This window comes from Nocardia sp. NPDC005998 (assembly GCF_040614395.1).
GTDB lineage: Bacteria > Actinomycetota > Actinomycetes > Mycobacteriales > Mycobacteriaceae > Nocardia.
Genome location: NZ_JBEXUI010000047.1, coordinates 44,195 through 63,812, shown reverse-complemented (window position 1 = coordinate 63,812; position 19,618 = coordinate 44,195). Strand labels below are relative to the sequence as shown.

The 19,618-nt window shown below is 65.1% G+C and carries 18 protein-coding genes and 1 pseudogene; 4 read left to right on the top strand and 15 right to left on the bottom strand.

Annotation, left to right across the window (positions count from 1 at the left end; translation table 11 throughout):
• Positions 1–75: 75 nt before the first annotated feature.
• A pseudogene (locus tag ABZ293_RS37155) lies at positions 76–233 on the top strand (putative PEP-binding protein); the annotation flags it as partial.
• A gap of 317 nt (positions 234–550) precedes the next feature.
• On the opposite strand, the gene ABZ293_RS37150 reads toward ABZ293_RS37155, so the two are convergent.
• The 8 genes from ABZ293_RS37150 to ABZ293_RS37115 all read right to left on the bottom strand — a co-directional run bounded on the left by ABZ293_RS37150 (position 551) and on the right by ABZ293_RS37115 (position 8,651).
• Positions 551–1,618 (bottom strand): mannonate dehydratase, encoded by a 1,068-nt coding sequence (locus tag ABZ293_RS37150; RefSeq protein WP_355188559.1) that lies wholly within the window; start codon positions 1,616–1,618, stop codon positions 551–553.
• A gap of 50 nt (positions 1,619–1,668) precedes the next feature.
• The gene (locus tag ABZ293_RS37145; RefSeq protein ID WP_355188557.1) at positions 1,669–2,478 is read right to left on the bottom strand and encodes an SDR family oxidoreductase; all 810 of its coding nucleotides are present in this window, start codon (positions 2,476–2,478) and stop codon (positions 1,669–1,671) included.
• Positions 2,478–3,428 (bottom strand): DUF4432 family protein, encoded by a 951-nt coding sequence (locus ABZ293_RS37140; protein WP_355188555.1) that lies wholly within the window; start codon positions 3,426–3,428, stop codon positions 2,478–2,480. The genes ABZ293_RS37145 and ABZ293_RS37140 overlap by 1 nt, the downstream gene beginning before the upstream one ends.
• Positions 3,425–4,297: an SMP-30/gluconolactonase/LRE family protein gene (locus ABZ293_RS37135; protein WP_355188553.1), complete on the bottom strand. Its 873-nt coding sequence runs from the start codon at positions 4,295–4,297 to the stop codon at positions 3,425–3,427. Before ABZ293_RS37135 ends, ABZ293_RS37140 begins: the two co-directional genes overlap by 4 nt.
• 45 nt (positions 4,298–4,342) lie before the next feature.
• On the bottom strand, positions 4,343–5,089 hold the full coding sequence (locus tag ABZ293_RS37130; RefSeq protein WP_355188551.1) for an RraA family protein: 747 nt from the start codon (positions 5,087–5,089) through the stop codon (positions 4,343–4,345).
• Complete coding sequence (locus ABZ293_RS37125; RefSeq protein ID WP_355188549.1) at positions 5,056–6,069, bottom strand: ABC transporter permease; 1,014 nt, start codon at positions 6,067–6,069, stop codon at positions 5,056–5,058. The genes ABZ293_RS37130 and ABZ293_RS37125 overlap by 34 nt, the downstream gene beginning before the upstream one ends.
• A 1-nt stretch (position 6,070) precedes the next feature.
• The gene (locus ABZ293_RS37120) at positions 6,071–7,591 is read right to left on the bottom strand and encodes a sugar ABC transporter ATP-binding protein (RefSeq protein ID WP_355188547.1); all 1,521 of its coding nucleotides are present in this window, start codon (positions 7,589–7,591) and stop codon (positions 6,071–6,073) included.
• A 76-nt stretch (positions 7,592–7,667) separates the two neighbouring features.
• Entirely contained in the window at positions 7,668–8,651 is a 984-nt protein-coding gene (locus ABZ293_RS37115; protein WP_355188545.1) for a substrate-binding domain-containing protein, read from the bottom strand.
• A gap of 84 nt (positions 8,652–8,735) precedes the next feature.
• On the opposite strand from ABZ293_RS37115, the gene ABZ293_RS37110 reads away from it, so the two are divergent.
• On the top strand, positions 8,736–9,467 hold the full coding sequence (locus ABZ293_RS37110) for a GntR family transcriptional regulator (protein ID WP_355188543.1): 732 nt from the start codon (positions 8,736–8,738) through the stop codon (positions 9,465–9,467).
• A gap of 253 nt (positions 9,468–9,720) precedes the next feature.
• Here ABZ293_RS37110 and eno read toward each other — a convergent pair whose 3' ends face one another.
• The 5 genes from eno to ABZ293_RS37085 all read right to left on the bottom strand — a co-directional run bounded on the left by eno (position 9,721) and on the right by ABZ293_RS37085 (position 15,384).
• Entirely contained in the window at positions 9,721–11,004 is a 1,284-nt protein-coding gene (gene eno / locus ABZ293_RS37105) for a phosphopyruvate hydratase (RefSeq protein WP_355188541.1), read from the bottom strand.
• A complete protein-coding gene (locus tag ABZ293_RS37100) occupies positions 11,001–11,972 on the bottom strand; it encodes an aminoglycoside phosphotransferase family protein (protein ID WP_355188539.1) in 972 nt (323 codons plus the stop codon). The genes eno and ABZ293_RS37100 overlap by 4 nt, the downstream gene beginning before the upstream one ends.
• A gap of 3 nt (positions 11,973–11,975) precedes the next feature.
• Positions 11,976–12,806 carry a fumarylacetoacetate hydrolase family protein gene (locus tag ABZ293_RS37095; RefSeq protein ID WP_355188537.1) on the bottom strand — a complete coding sequence of 277 codons (831 nt, stop codon included), beginning with the start codon at positions 12,804–12,806 and terminating at the stop codon, positions 11,976–11,978.
• A gap of 52 nt (positions 12,807–12,858) precedes the next feature.
• Entirely contained in the window at positions 12,859–13,596 is a 738-nt protein-coding gene (locus ABZ293_RS37090; RefSeq protein WP_355188535.1) for an SDR family NAD(P)-dependent oxidoreductase, read from the bottom strand.
• A gap of 1,068 nt (positions 13,597–14,664) precedes the next feature.
• Entirely contained in the window at positions 14,665–15,384 is a 720-nt protein-coding gene (locus tag ABZ293_RS37085) for a GntR family transcriptional regulator (RefSeq protein WP_355188533.1), read from the bottom strand.
• Positions 15,385–15,976: 592 nt separating this feature from the next.
• On the opposite strand from ABZ293_RS37085, the gene ABZ293_RS37080 reads away from it, so the two are divergent.
• Both ABZ293_RS37080 and ABZ293_RS37075 read left to right on the top strand, forming a co-directional pair.
• Positions 15,977–17,233, top strand: a complete 1,257-nt coding sequence (locus ABZ293_RS37080) for an FAD-dependent oxidoreductase (protein ID WP_355188566.1) — start codon at positions 15,977–15,979, stop codon at positions 17,231–17,233.
• Positions 17,234–17,464: 231 nt separating this feature from the next.
• Positions 17,465–18,109 (top strand): dihydrofolate reductase family protein, encoded by a 645-nt coding sequence (locus tag ABZ293_RS37075; protein WP_355188531.1) that lies wholly within the window; start codon positions 17,465–17,467, stop codon positions 18,107–18,109.
• 267 nt (positions 18,110–18,376) lie between these two features.
• On the opposite strand, the gene ABZ293_RS37070 is transcribed toward ABZ293_RS37075, so the two are convergent.
• Positions 18,377–19,126, bottom strand: coding sequence for a DUF2071 domain-containing protein (locus tag ABZ293_RS37070; protein WP_355188529.1), 750 nt, complete (start codon positions 19,124–19,126; stop codon positions 18,377–18,379).
• A gap of 11 nt (positions 19,127–19,137) precedes the next feature.
• Positions 19,138–19,476: a metalloregulator ArsR/SmtB family transcription factor gene (locus ABZ293_RS37065; protein WP_355188527.1), complete on the bottom strand. Its 339-nt coding sequence runs from the start codon at positions 19,474–19,476 to the stop codon at positions 19,138–19,140.
• Between the last annotated feature and the right edge of the window lie 142 nt (positions 19,477–19,618).

The following is a 19,618-nucleotide window of genomic DNA, read 5'->3' as shown; positions in this document are numbered from 1 at the left end:
GCAACCAACACGCCCAACCCAAACGAGACTTCGCCGTCAACTCCAAGGTCCGACTGCCCGATTTCCTACCGTACGTTGCTTGAAACGGCACTAGCTGCAACCATGGCCGAATCGCTCCTCGAGCGCGTCGACTTCGCTTCGATCGGCACCAACGACCTCGCCCAGTACGAGATGGCGGCCGACCGGATGTCGCTGCAGCTGGCGTCCTCACCGACCCCTGGCAGCCTGCACTTCGATCACATGAGAGTGATAGTGAGGTCGGCTCGGGGCGCCATGCCGGCGTTGCCGCCGATCGGTTTCCCCGTGCCGCCCTCCAGGACCCGGCGCCCCTCATTACGCACCGGGTTCTCCTCGCCGGCCTGGCGTCATCTCATCGAGTACCCGCCCACGTGTGCCGGACGTCAGCCGGGCAGAGAGGTGGTCGCCCCGTCACGCGGGCGCGTCCGCATCAACCCGGACCGTTGTCGAGGACCGCTTTGACCCCACTGGGCGTCCGCTACGCACGCAGGCGCGCGACCTGGCTCCTCGGAGTCCGGACGTTCGCATCTTTTCAGGCCGGCACGGGAAGGGTGTGTTCCGTCGGCTCGGGGAGCGGAGGTTTGCCATAGACCGACTGTTCGAGGCCGCGAATGTATCCGATGGCGAACAGTCGCCCCAGGGCGCCGTATGCCGGGCGGTCGTTGGATTCGCCGTGCATGGTGGGCACATGGTCCGGACGCATGGGACCGGAGAAACCGACCTCCGCGTAGGCGCGCATGCATTCGGGTAGGTCCGTCTGGCCTTCGTCGTGGAAGGTTTCCTGGAAGTCGTCGGCGGTGCCCCGGACGTCGCGGAAGTGTACGAAGCTGATTCGGTCCAGACCGCCGAATTCCCTGATCAATGTGGGCAGGTCGGCGTCCATCAGGGCGAAATTGCCCTGGCAGAATGTGATGCCATTACTCGTGGAGGGGTGCAGCGACAATAGCCGCCGGAATGCCTCGGGGGAGCGCATGATGTGCGGCACGTTGCGGCCCATGGGGCGGGGCGGGTCGTCGGGGTGCATCCCGAGCCTGACTCCGGCTTCTTCGGCAACCGGGATGACGGCGTCGAGGAAGTAGCCCAGCGCATCCCACAACTGGTCTTCGGTGATCTCGCCCGATTCGGCCAGCGGCGGCATGCTCGCTACGTCCGCTGCCCGGAACCCGGTGACCAGGGCGCCCCCGCGCCCGATGATGTCCACGCTCGTGCGACCCCAGCTCGAGATGGCCATCCAGTTGTAACACAGGGTGGGGATGCCCAGCCGGCCCATCGCGCGTATCTGCGTGAGAATGTTCTCGATTTGTTCGTCCCGTCCGGGGAGCCCCAGGCGGACCTTGTCCATGGGGGCCGTGTCCTCGATGGCGACTACTTTGAGGCCGTGTTCGGCGAAAATTTCGATATCGCGTCTGATCGCTGCCTCCCCCCACGGAATATCGTCGGAAGCAGCCCCTGAGAACCCTTTCTTGCCGACCGAGGCGAACATGCGCTGGTCCTGTTCGGCTCCGTTGAGGAGGGCGACGACGTTGTCGACCCCGCATTGTTTGATCAATTTCCAGAGCGGCTCGGGCCGGGGGGAAAGCATTTCGCTCAGTTGAATCATCATGCAACCTTTCAGTTGGCCCTGGTCGGTTCGGGCATTGCGTCGGTGCTTCAGTTCTTCGTGTCGGGAAGCGGGGCGGCGATGCGGGCGAGTAGGCCGCCGTCGACCCGGATTTCCGCTCCCGTGACGAAGCTGGCCCGAGGGCTGGTCACGAAGGAGACGACTTCCCCGATTTCCTCGGGCCTGGCAACCCTGCCGAGGGGATGGGCGGTGCCCCAGTTCGCGACGATCTGTTGGGCGCTTTCTTCCGAGCCGTCGCTGAACAGCGCCGCCGACGTGCGGAGCATGGGTGTGTCCACCGAGCCGGGGCTGATGCTGTTGACGCGGACCCCGTACTCGGCTTCGTCTACCGCCATCGCCCTGGTCAGGGCGAGGAGAGCACCTTTGCTCGCCGTGTACGCGGCAACCTGGTTCTGGGTTGCGGTGGCCTGCACGGAGGAGATGATGGCGATGCTTCCGGCCGGGCTCTGGCGCAGGTAGGGCAGGGCTGCACGGGCGGCGAGGAAGACTCCTTTGACATTCACGTCGAAAACTTCGTCCCAGGTTTCCTCTGGGGTGGAGGGAACATCGCCGTACCGCTGGATTCCGGCGGAGGTAATGAGGGTATCGAGCCGCCGGTACCGGGAAATTGCCTGCTCGACCGCATATCGGCTGGTATCGGGATCGCCGATCGGTCCCCATACCGCGACCGCCCTGCCGCCTGCGCGGTTGATTTCCGCCGCCGTTTCCTGGGCAGGGTCCTCGGTCTGCCCGTGGCAGACGATGGCCGAGCCTTGACGGGCCAATGCCAGCGCGATGCCCTTGCCGATGCCTTGGGATCCGCCGGTGACGAGGGCGACCCGCTCGTCGTGTTCACCCATCACGCACTCCTGTCCTCGAAATTGATGCTCAGTGAGATCTCGATCGCAGCCCAGGGGCCGAGGCGCAGGGCGCTCCGCCGGTCCGGACCGCTTGTTTGCATGCTCGCCGGTTCCATGGCCATCGCACGGGCCCGCCCGTACCACGGGAACTGCTGGGTGGCATTGAGCTCCTGCCACAGCCATGCGTAGGGCAGGTGCGTGCCGTCCCAGTCGAGGCGGACCGTCAGGCCCAGGTCCAGATTGGTGACCGAGACCCAGTGCGCTGTGAAGTCGTGCAGCCACCCGAACACTTCGCGCGATCTACCGCGGGGCGGTATTTGGCGCAGATCGACACGCTCTCCTGATTTTGTGACGGCCCAGGGCCAGAGGTGTTCAGAGCCGGAGTCGAGCACTGTTTTCCGCTCCGGATCACTGGTGAACCGGCGAGCGCCGGTTTCGAGCCGGCAGTCCCCGTCCAGGAATGGGCCGCCGAGCGCGGGGTGGCTCGAGTAGTCGAACTCCAGAGCGGTGCCGCTCAGGTTCGTGAGCGTATCGGCGAGGTGCAGCCGGGGGCCTTGGAGCTCGATGACCCGATCGATCCGCACCGGGACCGAGAACAGCTCCACATGCAGGCGCGCCGAGCCGGTCGATGCTTCATCAACCCGCCAGGGGACGACCGACGCTTCACCGTGGAATGCCACGGGAGCACCGTGGATGGACCGAGGGTCGCCGGCGTTCGGACACAATGTCTGCCAGCCGCCCCGGTACTGCTCGAGCCATCCAGCGACCGGGTCGTATGTCGAGGGCCGCTGCCCGTCGCGGACAGCGTCGGCGCGTTCCCGCCATGGCGTCCTGAAGAGCGCGTCCACTCCGGTGCGCCGGTGGACGAGAGAAAGAATGTCCGCGCCTCTTCCGGGATCGATGCTGACCTGCAGGTCGGGGCTGGTGAGGTCGAGGGTTCGCTGGCTCATGCGGCGAAGGGCTGGACGCGAACACCGGCGGTGTTGGTGGCGAGCGCGAAGACAGAGCCCGCCAGGGGCTGGTTGCTGAGCCGGTCTTCCGGGATGTCCGCCGACGCCGAGGTGATGTACAGCGTTCCGTCATCGGAGAAGGCGCAGCTGGACGGTTGTTCGACGGGCATCGGGACTCGTCCGATCAATTCGCCTGAGGGGGTGTAACGGCGCACCTCGCTGCCACCCCAGATCGCGACCCATAGGCATCCATCAAGATCGACGGCGAGCCCGTCGGGCAGTCCGCCGTCGATCTTGCACAGCGGGGTGAATGGTCCGACCTCGCCTTCGTCACTGCGGTAGGGCGCGCTGAAAAGCAGGTTCGCCATGCTGTCCGCCAGGTACATGATGGTGTCCTCGGCGTTCCAGCCCATGCCGTTGGGCAGAGCGAATCCGGTCGCTACGACACTGCTCGGCGCCCGCCCGTCCCATCGGTGCACAGCGCCGGCGCCAGGGACGAAGTCGAGGTGGGTGCTCCCCGCCCAGAGACGGCCGCGCGAGTCACATTTGGCGTCGTTCATACGCAGGGTGGGTTCGGGCAGCACCGGGTCCAGAATCTGAAGCTTTCCGTCGGCGAAGATCCCGAGACCTTCGGAGACGGCGACCGCGAATCCCTCGTGCTGGGCCCTGGGCGCCGCCGCGCCCAGGAGGGTGCCCAGGGCGGAGGTGCTTTGCTCGCCTGTCGCGAGGTCGTTTTCGAAGAGCAGGCCGTTGTTGATGTCGACCCAGCACAACCGCCCGGTCCGCCGGTCCCAGACAGGTCCTTCACCGACCGTGGCATGGGCACGGATCACCACGTCAGGCTGCGGAAAAAGTTCTATGGAACCCATCGTTTTGCTCCTCTCGCTCTCGATCGCGGGCTGTACCTGCGGCGTTCACAGGACGCCGTAGGTCGCAAAGGCTTCAGTGGTGCTCATTCCCTGTTCAATGGCGTGGCGGACCTGGTTCTCGGCGCTGGCTTTGTCCAGCGCGCGGGCCAGCACTTCGTCCTCGAGGGCGGCCGGGATGACCAGGACGCCGTCCCTGTCCCCCACGATGAGGTCTCCGGGGGTGATCTGAACACCGTCGATTTCGAGGGGAATCCCGTAGTCGAGCACAGCGCCGCGGACTGCCGAATCCTGGCCGTAGCCGCCGCGGCTGAAGACCGGAAATTTCTGGTCCAAGACCTGATCGGTGTCCCTGTGGTAGCCATCGATGACGGCGCCGACCGCTCCTCTGGCACGTGCGGCCGCGGTCATGATCTCGCCCCAGGCGGCGCAATCGAGACGGCCGCGGCGGGCCAGGTAAACGTCGCCGGGCTGCAAAGCGTCCAGGGCTTCGGTCAGTTTGCCGAAAGGCTTCGCCGGCGTCCCGAAGACGTCCCCGACCAGCACCGGCATCGCCCGGCCGACCACGATCATGGTAGGCAGCAGGGACTGCACCGCAGCCGGCAGGAACTGGTGCGTACGGCCCATCGCATCCAGGACGTCGCCGAGAACCGGGGTGTAGAGCGAAGCGGCAACGAGATCGAATCGTTCGGTGTCGTTGGGCGGTATCGTGGCCATTTCTTCCTTGTGTCGATGATTCTCGGGTGGCGGTGGCCCGCTGGTCAGGTCGAGGTTGCCACTCGGCGTGAGCGCCATACGTTCACCAAGACCGCGATGAGGACAACGCCGCCGCGGACGACCTGCTGGGCGTAGGGGTCGACTCCCAGCAGCACCATCCCGTTCATGAGTACGGCAATGAACAGGACACCGATCAGGGTCCCGACGATGGTCCCCTTGCCGCCGCTCAGCGCGGCGCCGCCGATGATGGCGGCGGCGATCGCATCGAACTCCAGCCCGTTGCCGATGGTGCCGTTTCCGGAGGACAGCTGTGCGGATTGGAGCAACCCGGTGACCGCCGCGGTCAACGCGGAGATCGCCAGCACCGAAATCCGGATGGTGCGTACGTTGATGCCGGAAAGTTCGGCGGATTTCGCATTTCCACCCACGGCGTAAATCGACCGGCCGAACACCGTTTTGCGTGCAATGACCGCGATCACGATAAAGACGACCAGGAGATAGACGGCCGGCACGGGAATGACTCCGGCGATCTTTCCGCTGCCCCAGTAGAAAAACTTGCCGGAGTCGATGGGAATCGGGAATGTGTCGGTGATCAGCATGGCCATTCCACGCAGTCCCAGATACAGGGCCAGCGTGGCGATGAAGGTCGGGACCCCGAATACCGCCCGGATCCATCCAGCTAAGGCGCCGATGGCAGCAGCGGTGACAAGGACCAGGATGCACGAGGCCCACATCGGCCATCCGAGGTTGACGACCATGACTCCCAGCAGGGCAGACGATAGCGCGGCAAGGGATCCCACGGAGATGTCGATCTCGCCGGCCACGATGACCAGCGTCATAGCGAAAGCCACGATCCCGAAGAAGGCGGCTTGCTGAAGAATGTTGAGCAGATTGCGCGTGCTGAGAAAGTTCGGTGCGGTGAAGGCCAGTACCAGGAAGACCAGCACCAGCACGCCGAGCAGGCCGATGCTCTCCCAGGAACGGATGCGCATGAACAGGCCGCCGGCCTCGGATTCGGCGGCCCTTCTTTGGGGCTGCATGACGTCCGGGTGGGACATTTCAGTCGCCTTCTTTCATGGCAAGTGCCAATAGTTTTTCCGTCGTGGCACCGGCCCCGACGACTTCGTCTCGGACCCGGCCATCCCTGAGCACCAGCACGCGGTCGCAGACTTCCGAGAGTTCCTCGAGCTCGGAGGAGACAAAGATGGAGGAAATCCCGTTCGTGGCCAGCTCTCGGATGAGCTTGTAGATTTGGCCTTTGGCGTGGACGTCGATGCCGCGGGTCGGCTCGTCGAGCAGCAGCACCGACATCTTCGCCGCCAGCAGCCGGCCTATCACAGCTTTCTGCTGGTTTCCGCCGGACAGAGTGCCGATCTCTTGACCCGCTGTCGATGCGACGATCGAGAGCGCGCGCAGCGTTTCCTTCGTCACGGCGGCCTCGAGCGGGGGCTTGATCCAGAATCGCGGCAGCACCCGGCCCCGGGCCGATAGCAGGATGTTTTCCCCGACCCCGAGCATCGGCACGATTCCGGAGCCTTTCCGGTCCTCGGGGGCCAGTCCGACTCCTCTGGCCAGCATGCGGCGGGGGCGGCGACGCAGGATGCGTTCGCCGGCCACGGACACCTCGCCCTGGACGCGGTGTCGCAGGCCGTAGATGGCTTCGAGGAGTTCGGTGCGCCCCGATCCCAGCAGCCCGGCAATGCCGAGCACTTCACCGTCGTGCAGATCGAAGTCGACGCCGCCCAGCACACCAGGGATGCGCATGTCCCGCACCGACAGTACGACCGGCTGGTCACGACGATCCCGGTGCTCCATCTGGGCCGCCGCCTGGCCGCTCTCGCCCGCGATGAGGGCGGCCACCCTTTCCGCGCTCGCCTCGTGTGCACCTAGGGTCTGCACTTCGCGGCCGTCTCGCAACACAGTGAGTGTGTCGGCAACCAGCGGGATCTCTTTCATCCGGTGGGAAACGTAGATGATTGCCACTCCCTGACCGGCCAGGCGTCGGATCAGGGCCAGCAGCGCGTGGACCTCGTGACTGTTCAGGGCGCTTGTCGGCTCGTCCAGGATCAGTACCCGGGGCTCGTCCAGCAGTGCCTTGGCGATTTCTACGAGCTGCTGATGCGCCAGGGAAAGGTTGCCGACTTCCTGCCACAGCGGAATCGGTTCGCCCAGCATCTCGATGGCCCGCCGGGCATTGTCTTCCAACGTCTTGGAATCGATGAAGCCCGGCCCGTTCCGGCGTTCGGGCCAGCGACCGAGCGTGATGTTCTCCGCCACCGACAGTCCCGGCACGAGGCTGAACTCCTGGTGCACCATGGCGATGCCGCCGGCCCGTGCGTCGCCCGGCCGGCTCCAATGCACCTCTTTGCCGGACACGCGCAGTTTTCCGCCTCCTGGATCCGGCTGCTGGGACCCAGAGATGAGGTTCACCAGGGTCGACTTCCCGGCCCCGTTCTTTCCGAGCAGGGCCCGCACCTCCCCCGCACGCAGGGTGAGGTCGACATCTACCAGCGCCTTGACGGTTCCATAGGTTTTGCTGAGGGAAATGCATTCCAGGATCGGGGGAGCGGTCTTATCCACAAGCGTTCCTTCATCGATGACCGGGCAGACACCGTGCGGTGGCGCGCAAGGGCCTCGGCACCTGCCGTTCCTGTTCCTACTTGCCCAGGTACTTGTTCACTGCGGCCGGATCGTCACGGGTATAGGTGATTCCGGGGAGGTCGGTCTCCAGAGGGGAATTCGCCGTGCCCGCAACGGCGTTCTTGGCCCGCTCGTACGCGTCCTTCGCGGTGGTCTGCGGGTCCTGCCCGGTCGTGGCCTGAAGAATGTTGTTCTTATCCAGCAGGAAGCCAGCGAGTTGTTTGGAGATGTCCGTGCCGAAGACAGGAACGGTTTTGCCGGACTGCTGAACAGCGGTCACCTCCCCGACGGTGCCCCCTTCATTGGCGGCCCAGAGCAGGTTGATGCCGGGATCTCCGGAGAGCATGTTGGTGGCGACAGTGGTGGCCTTATCCGCAAGGAATCCCTCCTGATCGGAGGCATAGGTGGCCGTCACGCCCGCATCGTCGAGCGCCTTCTTGAAGCCGGCTTTGCGCAATTTGCAGGTTTCGGCCGCGCTGTCGCAGTTCAGGATGCCGATCCTCGCCGACCCGCCGAGCTTGTTCTTGATGTATTCCGCGGCGGCTTTTCCTGTCGCCGTTCCCAGGGCCGTGTTGTCGGACTGGACGACACCCTTGACAACGGAGGGATTCGTGGCGTCGGCCGTGCAGTTGCCGTAACAGATCAGCGGGATGCTCGCAGCCTTGATCGATTTCATCGTCGCCAGCGAGCCGGCAACGGTAACGGGCTGCATGATGATCGCGTCAACCTGTCGCTGGATCATGTTCTGCGCGGCGGCAGCCTCCGCGCCCGCATCATTGTTCGAGTTGGCCGCGATGACCGTACCCCCGTCGGCCTTCACCGCCGCTTCCAGCGCTGTCTGGATCCCCCTGAAGTATTCGTCGCCCTGGAGCATGATCAGCCCGACCGTGAGCTTCTTGCCACTGCCGCCCGCGCCACCGCTGCCCGCAGGTCCGCATCCCGAGACCGCAAGGACGGTCAGGACCCCGGCTGCGACAAGCGAGAGAAATCTCCGCTGCATTCCAATCTCCTTTGATTGCAGGTCGCACCATACTAGAGTTCAAACATACTTGTATACAAGAGCTCAATCGGTCAAAATTTGAGCATGGCTTCTACTTTCCTGTCCGCTGAGGGGCCGCCGCCCGCACCGTCCGCCGGTCTCCGGCGGGTCGTCCGCACCCCGGCTCGGCAGCGAATCTCAGACCGGGTCCACGATGAACTCACGTCGGCGATCCGGGACCTGCGGCTCGAACCAGGGGCTCTCCTGTCCGAGGCCGAGCTCTCCGAGCAGTTGGGGGTCAGTCGGACGCCCTTGCGGGAGGCCATTTCCCGGCTGGTCGATCAAGGCCTGCTCAGTGTCGTCTCCCAGGTCCGGACCAGCGTGGCGCTCATCGACCTCTCGGAGGTCCGAGAAGCCTGCTTCATTCGCCGCGCCCTCGAGACGGCAGCATTCCGGGAAGCCTGCGAATCCGGTGTCGATGTCGGCGAACTCCGGCGCATTCTGCTGCGTCAGGAGCGGGCGGTGGCCGGCCGTGACGTCGAAGACTTCTTCGTCTCGGATGAGGATCTGCACCAGGAGATCTTCAGGCTGGCCGGTTATCCGGGGGTCTGGAACATGATCCGGCGCTCGAAGCTGCAGCTGGACCGACTTCGCCGGCTGGCGTTTTCCCAGACCGTGATCACCCGGGACGTCATCGACGAGCACATACGCATTGTGGATCTGCTCGAGAACAGGGACGTCGAAGCGGGCATGCGCCTCATCACGGAACATTCTCGTCACGTGCTCGACAGGGCCGATAGGGTCCGGTCCGAGTACCCGGGGTATTTCACCCCATAGCGGTGCCCGCGCCGGACCGGTCCGGCGGCCGCGCGCGGGCACGCGAGCATGAACCGTGATCAGCTCGCCGCGGAAGCAGAGCTTCACCGTCTGCGGCATGCAGGCGCGCGGCGAGCCACTGCCCCAGGACATCACCGCTGGACGCGGCAGCGGGAATTGGCGAAAGGCAACCAAGCGAAGCGAAACGTGGTGTGGGGGCTGGACATCGTGTTTTCTGCCCCCACACCATGGTGTCGTTGGTGATCGACCGAATTCACCGGAGGATGGCGGCGCGGCCTGCGAATTCCGCCGCTGCGCCGAGTTCGCGTTCGATGTGCAGCAGTCTGTTCCATTTGGCAGTGCGCTCGGAGCGCATGGTGGAGCCGACCTTTATCTGGCCGGTGCGCCAGCCAACTGCCAGGTCGGCGAGCCAGCTGTCTTCGGTATCGCCAGAGCGGGCGGAGAGCACCGTCCGGTAGTTCGCATCGTGCGCGGTGCGCACGACGGACCGCGCCTGGGTGAGGGTCCCGATCTGGTTCGGTTTGACCAGCACTGCGTTGCCGACGTGATGGGTGATTCCGCGCTGCAGCCGGGCCGGGTTGGTAACGAAAAGGTCGTCGCCGAGCAATTGAGTGCTGTCGAGCCGTCCAGTGGCCTGTTTCCAGCCGTCCCAGTCGTCCTCGGCGAGGAGGTCTTCGATGGAGATCAGCGGGTAGGTGGTTGTCCACTCGGTGAATTCGCAGATGAGTTCGGCGCTGGTCAGCGAGCGGTCTTCGGTGCGGAGAAGATACTGGCCATCATGGAAGAATTGGGTGGCCGCGACGTCCACCGCGATAGCTGCCTGCGTCCCCGGCTCGAGTCCTGCGCGGTGGATCCCTTCGGTGACCAGGTCGAAGGCGTCGCGGTTGCGCGTCAGGGGGAAGGCGAGCCCGCCTTCGTCTGCGACGAGCGCAGTGGATAGACCTCGCTTTTCGGCCGCCACGGCGGTGCCTCGCCGGACACTCCAACACCATTCGAGCGCCTGGCGGAACGAGTCGGCGCCCACCGGGACGACGAGAATGTCCTGAATATCGATCGCACCGCCCGCGTGTGCGCCGCCGGAGATGATATTGACCATCGGCAGCGGCAGCAACGGTACGGTTCCGGCATCGAGAACGCTGCGGTACAAGGGCAGTCGGCGGGCATCGGCGGCGGCGAGCGCGGTCGCGACCGACACAGCCAGCACCGCGTTGGCTCCCACATTCGACAGCGTGGCATCGGTATCGGTGGCGAGCAAAGCAGCATCGACCTCGAGTTGGTCCAGAGCGTCCAGTCCATGGACGGCCTCGGCCAATGTGGCCTCCACGTTGGCGACGGCTCGCGTGACGGCCCGTCCGGCGTAGCGGTGATCGGCGTCGCGCAGCTCGGCTGCCTCGTGGGTTCCGGTGGAGGCGCCGGACGGTGCCATCGCCTGCCCGCGTGCGCCGCAGGCCAGCAGTACCTCGCAGGCGACCGTGGGGGTCCCGCGCGAGTCCAGTGCTTCCCACGCGAGCAGGGAAGTGATGCGGGTGTCTGTCATGCGATCGTCTTCCAAAGTTCGTTGAGGCTGGCCTCGCTGTGGAGCGCGGCAATGGCCAGCTCCCGTACCCGTTCGCGGCCGCTGTGGGTGAGATATTCCGCCGGAGATTTGCCGTCGAGCCGCGCCAACAGTAGGCATCCGACGTGTGCGGCCAGCTGCCCGGATTCCGGGACCAGGTCGCCGCGCACCGCACTGGAATAGCCATGGTTGAAGGCGTCCGCCACGCCGTGGTAGCCGAGGGCGTCCTCAGGCCGGTGGACCGCTTTGAGGAGCAGGTGGGTGTTGAGGAAGGCGAGATCGAAGACCGGGGAGCCGTAGTGGGCAACCTCCCAATCGATGACCCAGGCGTCGGTGCCGTTCACCAGGATGTTCTTCGGAGAGAAGTCGCCGTGTACCAGGCAAATGCGCTCGTGCAGCAGCTGATCGGCCAGTGCGTCGACCTTACCGGCGAGGCTGGGGTTGGCCGCGCCTGCTGCGCGGTAGAACGGCGCTATGCGCAGGCTCGCGAAGTGCGTGTTGCCGAAGTCGGCGGCCAGCCGGCTCTGGCCGACGGTGCCGGTGTGCCATCGGGCGAGTGCGGTGGCAACGGTCCCGGCGACCGCGGGTTCGATGGTTCCAGCGAGAAGTTGGCTTTTCCAGTCCTTCCACTGTCCGCGTGCGCGTTCGATGGTGATGGTCAGCGCTTGGTCGTCGGTGTCGATCACTTTCGGTACCGCGGTGGGGTCCAGTTCGCCGGCCAAGCGCAGCGCCGCAGCCTCGACCAGGATTCTCGTGGGGTCGGCGAACCACTCCTGCGTCACCCGCAAGCGCGGTAGCGCCTGCTTGACCACGACGTCCACCCCGTCTCCCCGCACTGCGAGCACCTCGTTCGACACCCCTCCGGACAGTGGGTACGCGCAGGCGGTGCTACCGCAGGGGAGTACGCCACGGCCGATCAGGTACGGGATGACGGTCTCGACGGTGAACATTGCTCACCTCCGGCTACGGGCGTGGTGCCGCATTTCGAGATCCCCTACGCGAGTGACGACTTCGTCGCCGTCGGTCAGGAAACGCGGTGGCCGTTGGCCAAGGCCGACACCTGATGGGGTGCCGGTGAGGATCACGTCACCGGGCAGCAACGTCACGATGCCGGACAGGTAGGCGATGAGCGTGCTGACGTCGAAGATGAGGTCCGAGCTATTGCTCAATTGCACCTGCTGACCGCTGACCTCGCACGACAGCGCGATCGCGTCCGGATTTTCCCACTCGTCGACGGTGACCAGCACCGGCCCCAGCGGCGTGAAGCCAGGGAAGGACTTGCCGAGGCTGAACTGTGGTGTCCCGGATGGCCGCATCTGTACGTCGCGCGCGGAAATGTCTTGCGCCGCGGTCAGTCCCGCGACGAACGACCACGCCCGGTCAGCTGTGACGCGATGGGCGCGGCGCCCGATCACCACGGCCAGCTCGACTTCCCAGTCCACCTGGTCGGTCGGCAATTCGATATTGCCTCGTGGACCGGTCACTGAGCTGGGGAACTTGGTGAACACCAGCGGGAACTCCGGTTCCGGAAGCCCTGATTCGATTTGGTGGGCGCGATAGTTGAGCCCGATTCCGAACAGCTGCCGGGGTAGCGGTACGGGGGCGTCGGCCTTGTCTACCTCGAATGGCTCGTTATCGGCGGCCGGGACGCCACTGGCCCAGCGCAGGAATTCATCCCACCGGTCATAGACCGCCAGGGGGTCGGGCCCGAAGCGCCCTCCGCTCGCATCTGCGATGTCGGTCGCCCGGTCACCCGCGACTATCTTCGCTCGGCCGGCTGTCACACCAATGCGCATCTTCTACCCGTCCTCAGTCGTTGTGTTCGGTGTCAGGAGGTCAGCCGGCGAGAATTCCGCCGTCGATGACGAATTCGCTGCCGGTGACAAATGCCGCGTCGTCGCTGGCCACATACAGCGCTGCCTTGGCCACTTCCACGGGTTGAGCCAGTCGGCCCATGGGTTGACGGGCAATGAGCTGCGCGCGCCGAGTATCGCGATCGTCCGCTTGCGCCAGTAGCCGGCCCACCCAAGGTGAATCCACCGTGCCCGGGCATATGCAGTTGCAGCGGATACCCTCCTTGGCCCACTGCACGGCGACCTGCTTGGTCAGCGAGATGACCGCCCCCTTGCTCGCGGAGTAGGACGCCCGATCGGGGAGCCCGATCATCCCCGCGACCGAGGCAGTGTTGACGATGACTCCGTAGCCCTGGCCGAGCATGTGCGGCAGCGCGTATCTGGTGCACAGGAATGTGCCACGGACATTGACCGCGAACACGCGGTCCCATTCCTCGACCGTGGCATTCAAAACACTGGTGGTCGAACCGATTCCTGCGTTGTTGCACAGAATGTCGGCTCCGCCACCGAATACGCGAGCCGCGACATCGAACAATCCGGCGACATCGTCCTCGACGCTGATGTCGGCCCGGACAGCGTGCGCTCCAGCGGGCAGGCTGCCGGGGTCGAGGTCCGCGCCGATCACCTGGGCGCCCTCTTCGAGAAACAGTCGGGTCATTTCCCAGCCGATGCCGGATCCTGCCCCAGTGACCAGGACCTTGCGGCCGTCAAAGCGTGCCATTGGTTACTCCAGCTTCTTAATTCGTCGATGGGTGGAAATGTCGTGTGGCCTACCGAGGCCGAGCGCGTCCGGCACACGCAGCCGATCGTGTGGGCTCGTCCGCGGCGGCGGTGGGCGGCGGGGGAGGTGTCGCCCGGTGGCGACATCGCCGATCATGGCCGGCATATCGTCCTCGAAGAGGAAGCCCCTCGCGGCCGACTGCGTGCAGCCGCAGGATGACCTGGGCAGGATTGAGGTGCCCCGCACCGAGAAAACACTCGGCGTACGGCAGGACCATGCCTTGACATCGCAGAAGTGCGCGTAGCAGATCCAGTGGCCCACGCGCCAGGTTGCCCCACCAGCCCGAATACCGCGCGATCGAGTGCTTCTTCCGCAGCGAAGAACACCGGGCCGGCAGTACTATCGTCGCCAGTGGGGCTCAACCAGCCGGGTCAGCGTTTCGCGGACCGGTGTGCGGCTGACGAAGCGTTCGTGACTGTGTTTTCCGACCCCTCGTGCCCACACCGAAGCTGCAAGATCCTGGACGGCCGAGACAAACGTTTCGAAGACCAGATCCGAGGTACGCCGGCCTGTTCGTTGCCGCTGGATCGGTGACAGGCCCGACACGAGCTACCGACGGCGCCCTGTGTTCTGTCGCGGGGAAATATCATGACCACAATCTTGCATACTAGTTGCTTGTATGCAAGTATTCATCCGTTGTTCTCGGCGATGGGATCGGTGTTGTTGGCGAAGTTTGGCGCGAGCCCGGACAGTAGAGTGCCGGCGTCGCCAGTCAGAGCCGAGGCCGCGGTGGCGTCGAGGTCCGCCGCGAGAGGCAGGCAAGCGGTGAGTTGGAGCCCGGCTCCGATCGGATCTCCGTCGGTGAGTTTCTGTACTGGGCCAGGCGACCTCCTGGGCTTGGCCGACTTCGTTCGCGACCCAGCCGCAGCGCCAGATGGACGCCCAAGCCCTCGGCCTTCTCTACGGAGACCGGACGGGACGAGACAACACCCCAACCGAGAAACCGCTGCCATTCGATAAATCGACGGGTTCAGTATCGAGCCCGAGAATCGGGTCCACGTCTTCGGGTCAGTCGGCGAAGTAGTCCGGATGTTGCTCGCGCAACATCGGACCATAGCGGCGCACCCGGTTAACGTGTGCGCGGAGCAGTGTCTGGCCGCCCTCGATGTCACCGACCTCCAGCGAGTCGACGATCGCGGTGTGTTCGTCGATCAGCTCCCGCAGCATGTCGGGTTCGGGAAGGCTCAGCCGGCGTAGCCGGTCGAGTTGGAGCTTGATCGGCTGCATCATCGTCCAGATGCCGCTGTGCCCGCTGAGCACGAAGATCTGCTGGTGCATTGCTTCGTCCGCGGCGAAGAAGGCACTGAGGTCGTGGCTTGCGTGGCAGCGTTCCTGCTCGGTGATCAGTATCCGCATGGTGTTCACATCGCGGTCCGGGCGTTCACATGCGGCCGCGAAGGCGGCCAGTTCCAGGGCTTCACGGACGAAGCGCGCTTCCTCCACGTCCTGTAACCGGATTCGCTCCACCCGCGTGCCCACCTGCGGCACGACGGACACCAACCCGTTGTCGACCAGGCGCGCGATTGCCTCACGCAGCGGCGTGCGGCTGACCTCCAACTGGGCGGACAGGTCGGTCTCGGACAGCGACGCGCCCGGCGGGATACGCAGGTTTCGAATGGCGGAAACCAACTCGTCATAGACCCGGTCGGATGTGCGGGCGCGGGCGCGTTCCCGCCGGATGGGTGCTATCCGGGGTACGCCACCGGTGCTGAGTGGCCTGGTACTCACCCATCCATTCTCGCATGCTTGCGTACTTGTCCATGATCAGGACGGTGGGGTGTGGCTGATGATTGGTTGCAGCTGTTGTGGCTCATGAGGAATGGCTGCCTCACCGTGCTGGACGCTCCGGCCACTTATTGAGATCTGATGCGAACAGTCGCTGGTTAGGGACCTGATGGCGGGGTTGTCCACGGGCTTGTCGTGTGCTGCTGGGAGTGTGGGAGTGGCTGTGCGCCAACGGATTTGGGTGGGAATCGATGTCGGTAAGGTCGCTCATCACGTGTGTGTGGGGTGGATGAGTCCGGCAAGGTGTGCTGGTCGGGCAAGTTCGGCAACGATCAGCGGGGAACGAGGCGGTGATCGCCCGCGCCCGCAAGACGGGGATCGAGCTGTGATGGGCGATCGGTCTGACCAGCCCCTTGGCCGCGCTGCTGATCACGGTCCTGCTCAGTGCCGGCGAGTCCGTCGTCTACGTGCCCGGCCGCGTGGTGGCCTCGGTGAGTCCCCCTTTGTGGCAGCGGTTTTCGTGGCGACGAGCCAGGCCAGGGCGAGCACCGATGGGGTGATGTGGGCTTAAAATGACGATGTGCAGCGCGCTGCAGTGACCGATCCTTCGAGCGTCGTGGTTCTCGGGTCCGGGTTTGCGGGTCTGTGGGCGGCGCTCGCGGCGGCCCGGCGGCTCGACGAGCTCGGTGTGGCGGTCGGAACCGTCGATATCACGATGATCAGTTCCACGCCGTACCACGACATCCGCGTGCGCGATTATGAGACAGATCTGAGCACATCCCGCATCCCGCTGAGCGCACTTCTCGATCCGGTCGGAATCAAGCACTTCACCGGCGAAGTGACGGCGATCGATGCGCTGGCGCGGGTCGTGGAATCCACCGCGGGCGCGCACGGCTATGACCGGCTGGTGCTCGCGTTGGGCAGCCAGGTGGTCAAGCCCGATATTCCCGGTCTGCTCGAGTTCGGTTTCGACATCGACACCCATGACGCAGCGACCAGACTGCAGGCCCACCTGCGCCGGCTTGCCGAGGGCCCCGCTGACCAGGCGGCCGCGACAGTAGTCGTCGTCGGGGCAGGTTTGACGGGCATCGAAGCGGCCACCGAGCTGCCCGCAATGCTCGCTGACATCTTTGCCATGCGTGCCGTCACGCCGCGGGTCATCCTGATCGACCGCAACCCGGACGTTGGCTCGGACATGGGCGCATCGGCGCGACCGGTCATCGAGGCGGCGCTGGCCTACACCGGGATCGAGACCAAGTTGGGCGTCGGGGTCCTCGCCATCGACGAGCGCGGCGTGACGCTCTCCTCGGGTGAAGTGGTGACCGCCGCCACCGTCGTCTGGTGTGCCGGCATGCGGGCCAACCCGCTGGCCGCCGACTTCGGGGTCGACCGTGACCGGCTGGGTCGACTCCCTGTCGACGACTATCTGCGGGTCTGCGGTGTGCCCGGGGTGTTCGCCGCCGGTGACGTCGCCGCCGCGAAAATGGACGACGAGCATATGTCGGTAATGTCCTGCCAGCACAGCCGCCCGATGGGCCGATGGGCGGGATACAACGTCATCGGCGATCTTCTGGGCAAGCCCATGAAGCCGTTGCGGATCCCTTGGTATGTAACGGTTCTCGATCTGGGACCGGCAGGCGCGGTGTATACCGAGGGCTGGGACCGCCGCGTGGTCGCGTGCGGCGAGGAGGCTAAAGACACCAAGCGCGCCATCAACACCCGGCGTATCTATCCACCGTTGAACCGCGACCGCGACGCATTGCTGGCCGCCGCCGCACCCGAACTGCAGGCCGCGCCCGAGCACGGACCCGAGTCCCCCCATCGACGACCAATTGCGCTGACGGATACATGATTCGGCGGAACATGCCACAACTACCAGGGTTGAATAACTGATCCATTAGTTAAATTTCAGCAACATTGCGTACGCTCCACCGAAGCGGACCGTCGATGGCCGACCGCGGGGAATATGACGTCGCCATTCTCGTTCGGATTGGTGCTTCTCCAGTTGCTGGAGGCTAGCTTTACATGGTCTTCATTGGGTAGGTTCCTAACCGATTGCATATTGCAACCAGAAAGGACTTCGATGACACAGTTGGTCCGCGTTCAGAACTTCAATGTGTCCAGTGACGGATACGGTTCGGGGGAGGGGCAAAGCTTCGAGCGTCCGTTCGGCCACGCCGATCCGAGTGCGTTCTTCTCCTGGGCGGGCGCCACCGCGCATTGGCCCACCCGGACCGACCCGGGGGGAACCTACGGCTTCGACGACTACTGCACGCGCGACTTCCGCAACAACATCGGCGCGGAGATCATGGGGCGCAATAAATTCGGTCCGCAGCGGGGGCCATGGGAGAACTACGACTGGCAGGGATGGTGGGGTGACGAACCTCCGTTCCGCACACCCGTGTTCGTCCTCACCCACCACGTGCGGCCCTCATTCACGCTGGGGGACACCACCTTCCATTTCCTGGACGCGTCTCCCAAGGACGCCCTGGCGCAGGCATTCGAAGCCGCCGAAGGCAAGGACGTGCGGATCGGCGGCGGGGTCGCCACGGTCCGCGAGTTCCTCGAGGCCGACCTGATCGACACGATGCATATCGCCGTCTCGCCGGTCGAACTCGGTCGTGGCGAAAAACTCTGGACCAGCCCCGACGAACTCGTCGACCGTTTCCACCTGGAGCAGATCCCGAGCCCGAGCGGGGTGGTGCATCACTTCTTCTGGCGAAAGTGAGGGCCGGGCCGCGCATCGGTCGGGTTCGACGTGGCGATGAACCGAACCGGCCGATCGTCGGCCCGTTGACGGGGTGTCGATAGCGATCGTGTCACCAGGTACCTGAGCGCTCCCGAAACGCAGTCGAGAGAGGTTGGCGCGGTGTAGTTTTCGCGCGTGATGAGGGAGCTCGACAAGGATGACCTGTACCGGGCCCGCGGCCGGCGAGAGCGATCTGTGGCCGGGTTGCGGCCGGCGATGACGCGCCCGATCACTGGTGGAGGGGTGTTATTCCTGGCGTGCGCTATTCCCTGCAGTCGCGGAGCCGGAATCGACTCGCAGAGGCGGTAGGGGGCGCCAGGTCACCGGCACCCCGCGCATCAGCAAGGCGCAGTCGAGCACCGCGCTGCCTGGCGGGAACCGGTTCTGGTCGTCGAAGACCGTAGACCGAACCGAGCGGACGTCGACCGGCTCGACGTGCCATGAGTCCGTTCGGAGTTCGAGCCCGTCGAGGCATTGACCGCCACGCGTGGCCGAGAATCCGGCCGAGCCACATCGAAAGAAGTCCGATGCCTGCGCCAGATCGGCGAACAGTTCACTTCCCTGGAACCGCTCGGCGGTCCGGACGTCCACGCTCACCGAGATCGTCTCGTCCTGACTGGCGAAGGCCACATGCAGGTCCTGCGCCGTCTCCCGCACGTCGAACCGCGCCGAACTGTGCTCGCCCGGAAACAGTCGGCCACCGGCAAGGACATTGATCACCGAGCCGCTGTCGCGACGCGAGATGTACACACCGGTCGAGCGTCCCTGCGGACCATCCCACTCAACCGCGATGCGATGCGCCGCGTTCTCGCTGCGCAGCCCGACCCAGCCGGGTAGCCAACTGGGCCGGAACTGTCCGAGGCGGATCAGGCAGATGCCGGCAACCGCCCAACCGCCAACCAATTGAGGTCGCATCGGCGGCGGCACCAAGCTCGCGGCGGCCTCAGGGTCGACTCGGTAGTTCACAAGCAGACGTCGCTCAACGACGCTGGACATGCGCGGTGGTCTCATTCGGCACCCCGGTTCTTCGTAGTTCGCAGTCTGCGCTGTCTGACGATGACCTGTTCCGGGCAGATCGCGCTCAGGAACCTGCCGACACACAACGCCAGTCGTTCCTCAACAAGCGAGTAGAAGATCCGATTGGCGGCTCGTCGCTCTCGGACTAGCCCGGCTGCCTTGAGTACGCCCAGATGCCGGGAGATCGAAGGACCACTGATCGGAAACCTCGCGGCAATATCGCCCGCGGTCAACTCGCCGGAGCGGAGGTCTTCCAGGATCTGCCGGCGCGTCGAGTCGGCCAGCGCGCGGAACACGCCGGCTTCTTCTTCGGGGTCGACCTCGGTCATGTTAGCAATTTAGCACTGTAGCTAAATAGCGAACAAACGCGACGGGGATTCCGGCCGCCGAGCGACTGCCGCCATTCGGCGGTGAGCTTGCCGCAATGCGCGCAGCCGATCCGAGTCGCTGGGTGCCCACCGTCGTGCAGAA

Excerpts from the sequence above, each read along its gene's own strand:
- ABZ293_RS37135 (WP_355188553.1), bottom strand. The coding sequence starts at position 4,297 with ATGGGTTCCATAGAACTTTTTCCGCAGCCTGACGTGGTGATCCGTGCC.
- ABZ293_RS37130 (WP_355188551.1), bottom strand. The coding sequence starts at position 5,089 with ATGGCGCTCACGCCGAGTGGCAACCTCGACCTGACCAGCGGGCCACCG.
- ABZ293_RS37110 (WP_355188543.1), top strand. The coding sequence starts at position 8,736 with ATGGCTTCTACTTTCCTGTCCGCTGAGGGGCCGCCGCCCGCACCGTCC.
- eno (WP_355188541.1), bottom strand. The coding sequence starts at position 11,004 with ATGACAGACACCCGCATCACTTCCCTGCTCGCGTGGGAAGCACTGGAC.
- ABZ293_RS37145 (WP_355188557.1), bottom strand. The coding sequence starts at position 2,478 with ATGGGTGAACACGACGAGCGGGTCGCCCTCGTCACCGGCGGATCCCAA.
- ABZ293_RS37150 (WP_355188559.1), bottom strand. The coding sequence starts at position 1,618 with ATGATTCAACTGAGCGAAATGCTTTCCCCCCGGCCCGAGCCGCTCTGG.
- ABZ293_RS37065 (WP_355188527.1), bottom strand. The coding sequence starts at position 19,476 with ATGACCGAGGTCGACCCCGAAGAAGAAGCCGGCGTGTTCCGCGCGCTG.
- ABZ293_RS37070 (WP_355188529.1), bottom strand. The coding sequence starts at position 19,126 with ATGTCCAGCGTCGTTGAGCGACGTCTGCTTGTGAACTACCGAGTCGAC.
- ABZ293_RS37140 (WP_355188555.1), bottom strand. The coding sequence starts at position 3,428 with ATGAGCCAGCGAACCCTCGACCTCACCAGCCCCGACCTGCAGGTCAGC.
- ABZ293_RS37090 (WP_355188535.1), bottom strand. The coding sequence starts at position 13,596 with ATGGCACGCTTTGACGGCCGCAAGGTCCTGGTCACTGGGGCAGGATCC.
- ABZ293_RS37100 (WP_355188539.1), bottom strand. The coding sequence starts at position 11,972 with ATGTTCACCGTCGAGACCGTCATCCCGTACCTGATCGGCCGTGGCGTA.
- ABZ293_RS37125 (WP_355188549.1), bottom strand. The coding sequence starts at position 6,069 with ATGTCCCACCCGGACGTCATGCAGCCCCAAAGAAGGGCCGCCGAATCC.
- ABZ293_RS37075 (WP_355188531.1), top strand. The coding sequence starts at position 17,465 with ATGACACAGTTGGTCCGCGTTCAGAACTTCAATGTGTCCAGTGACGGA.
- ABZ293_RS37115 (WP_355188545.1), bottom strand. The coding sequence starts at position 8,651 with ATGCAGCGGAGATTTCTCTCGCTTGTCGCAGCCGGGGTCCTGACCGTC.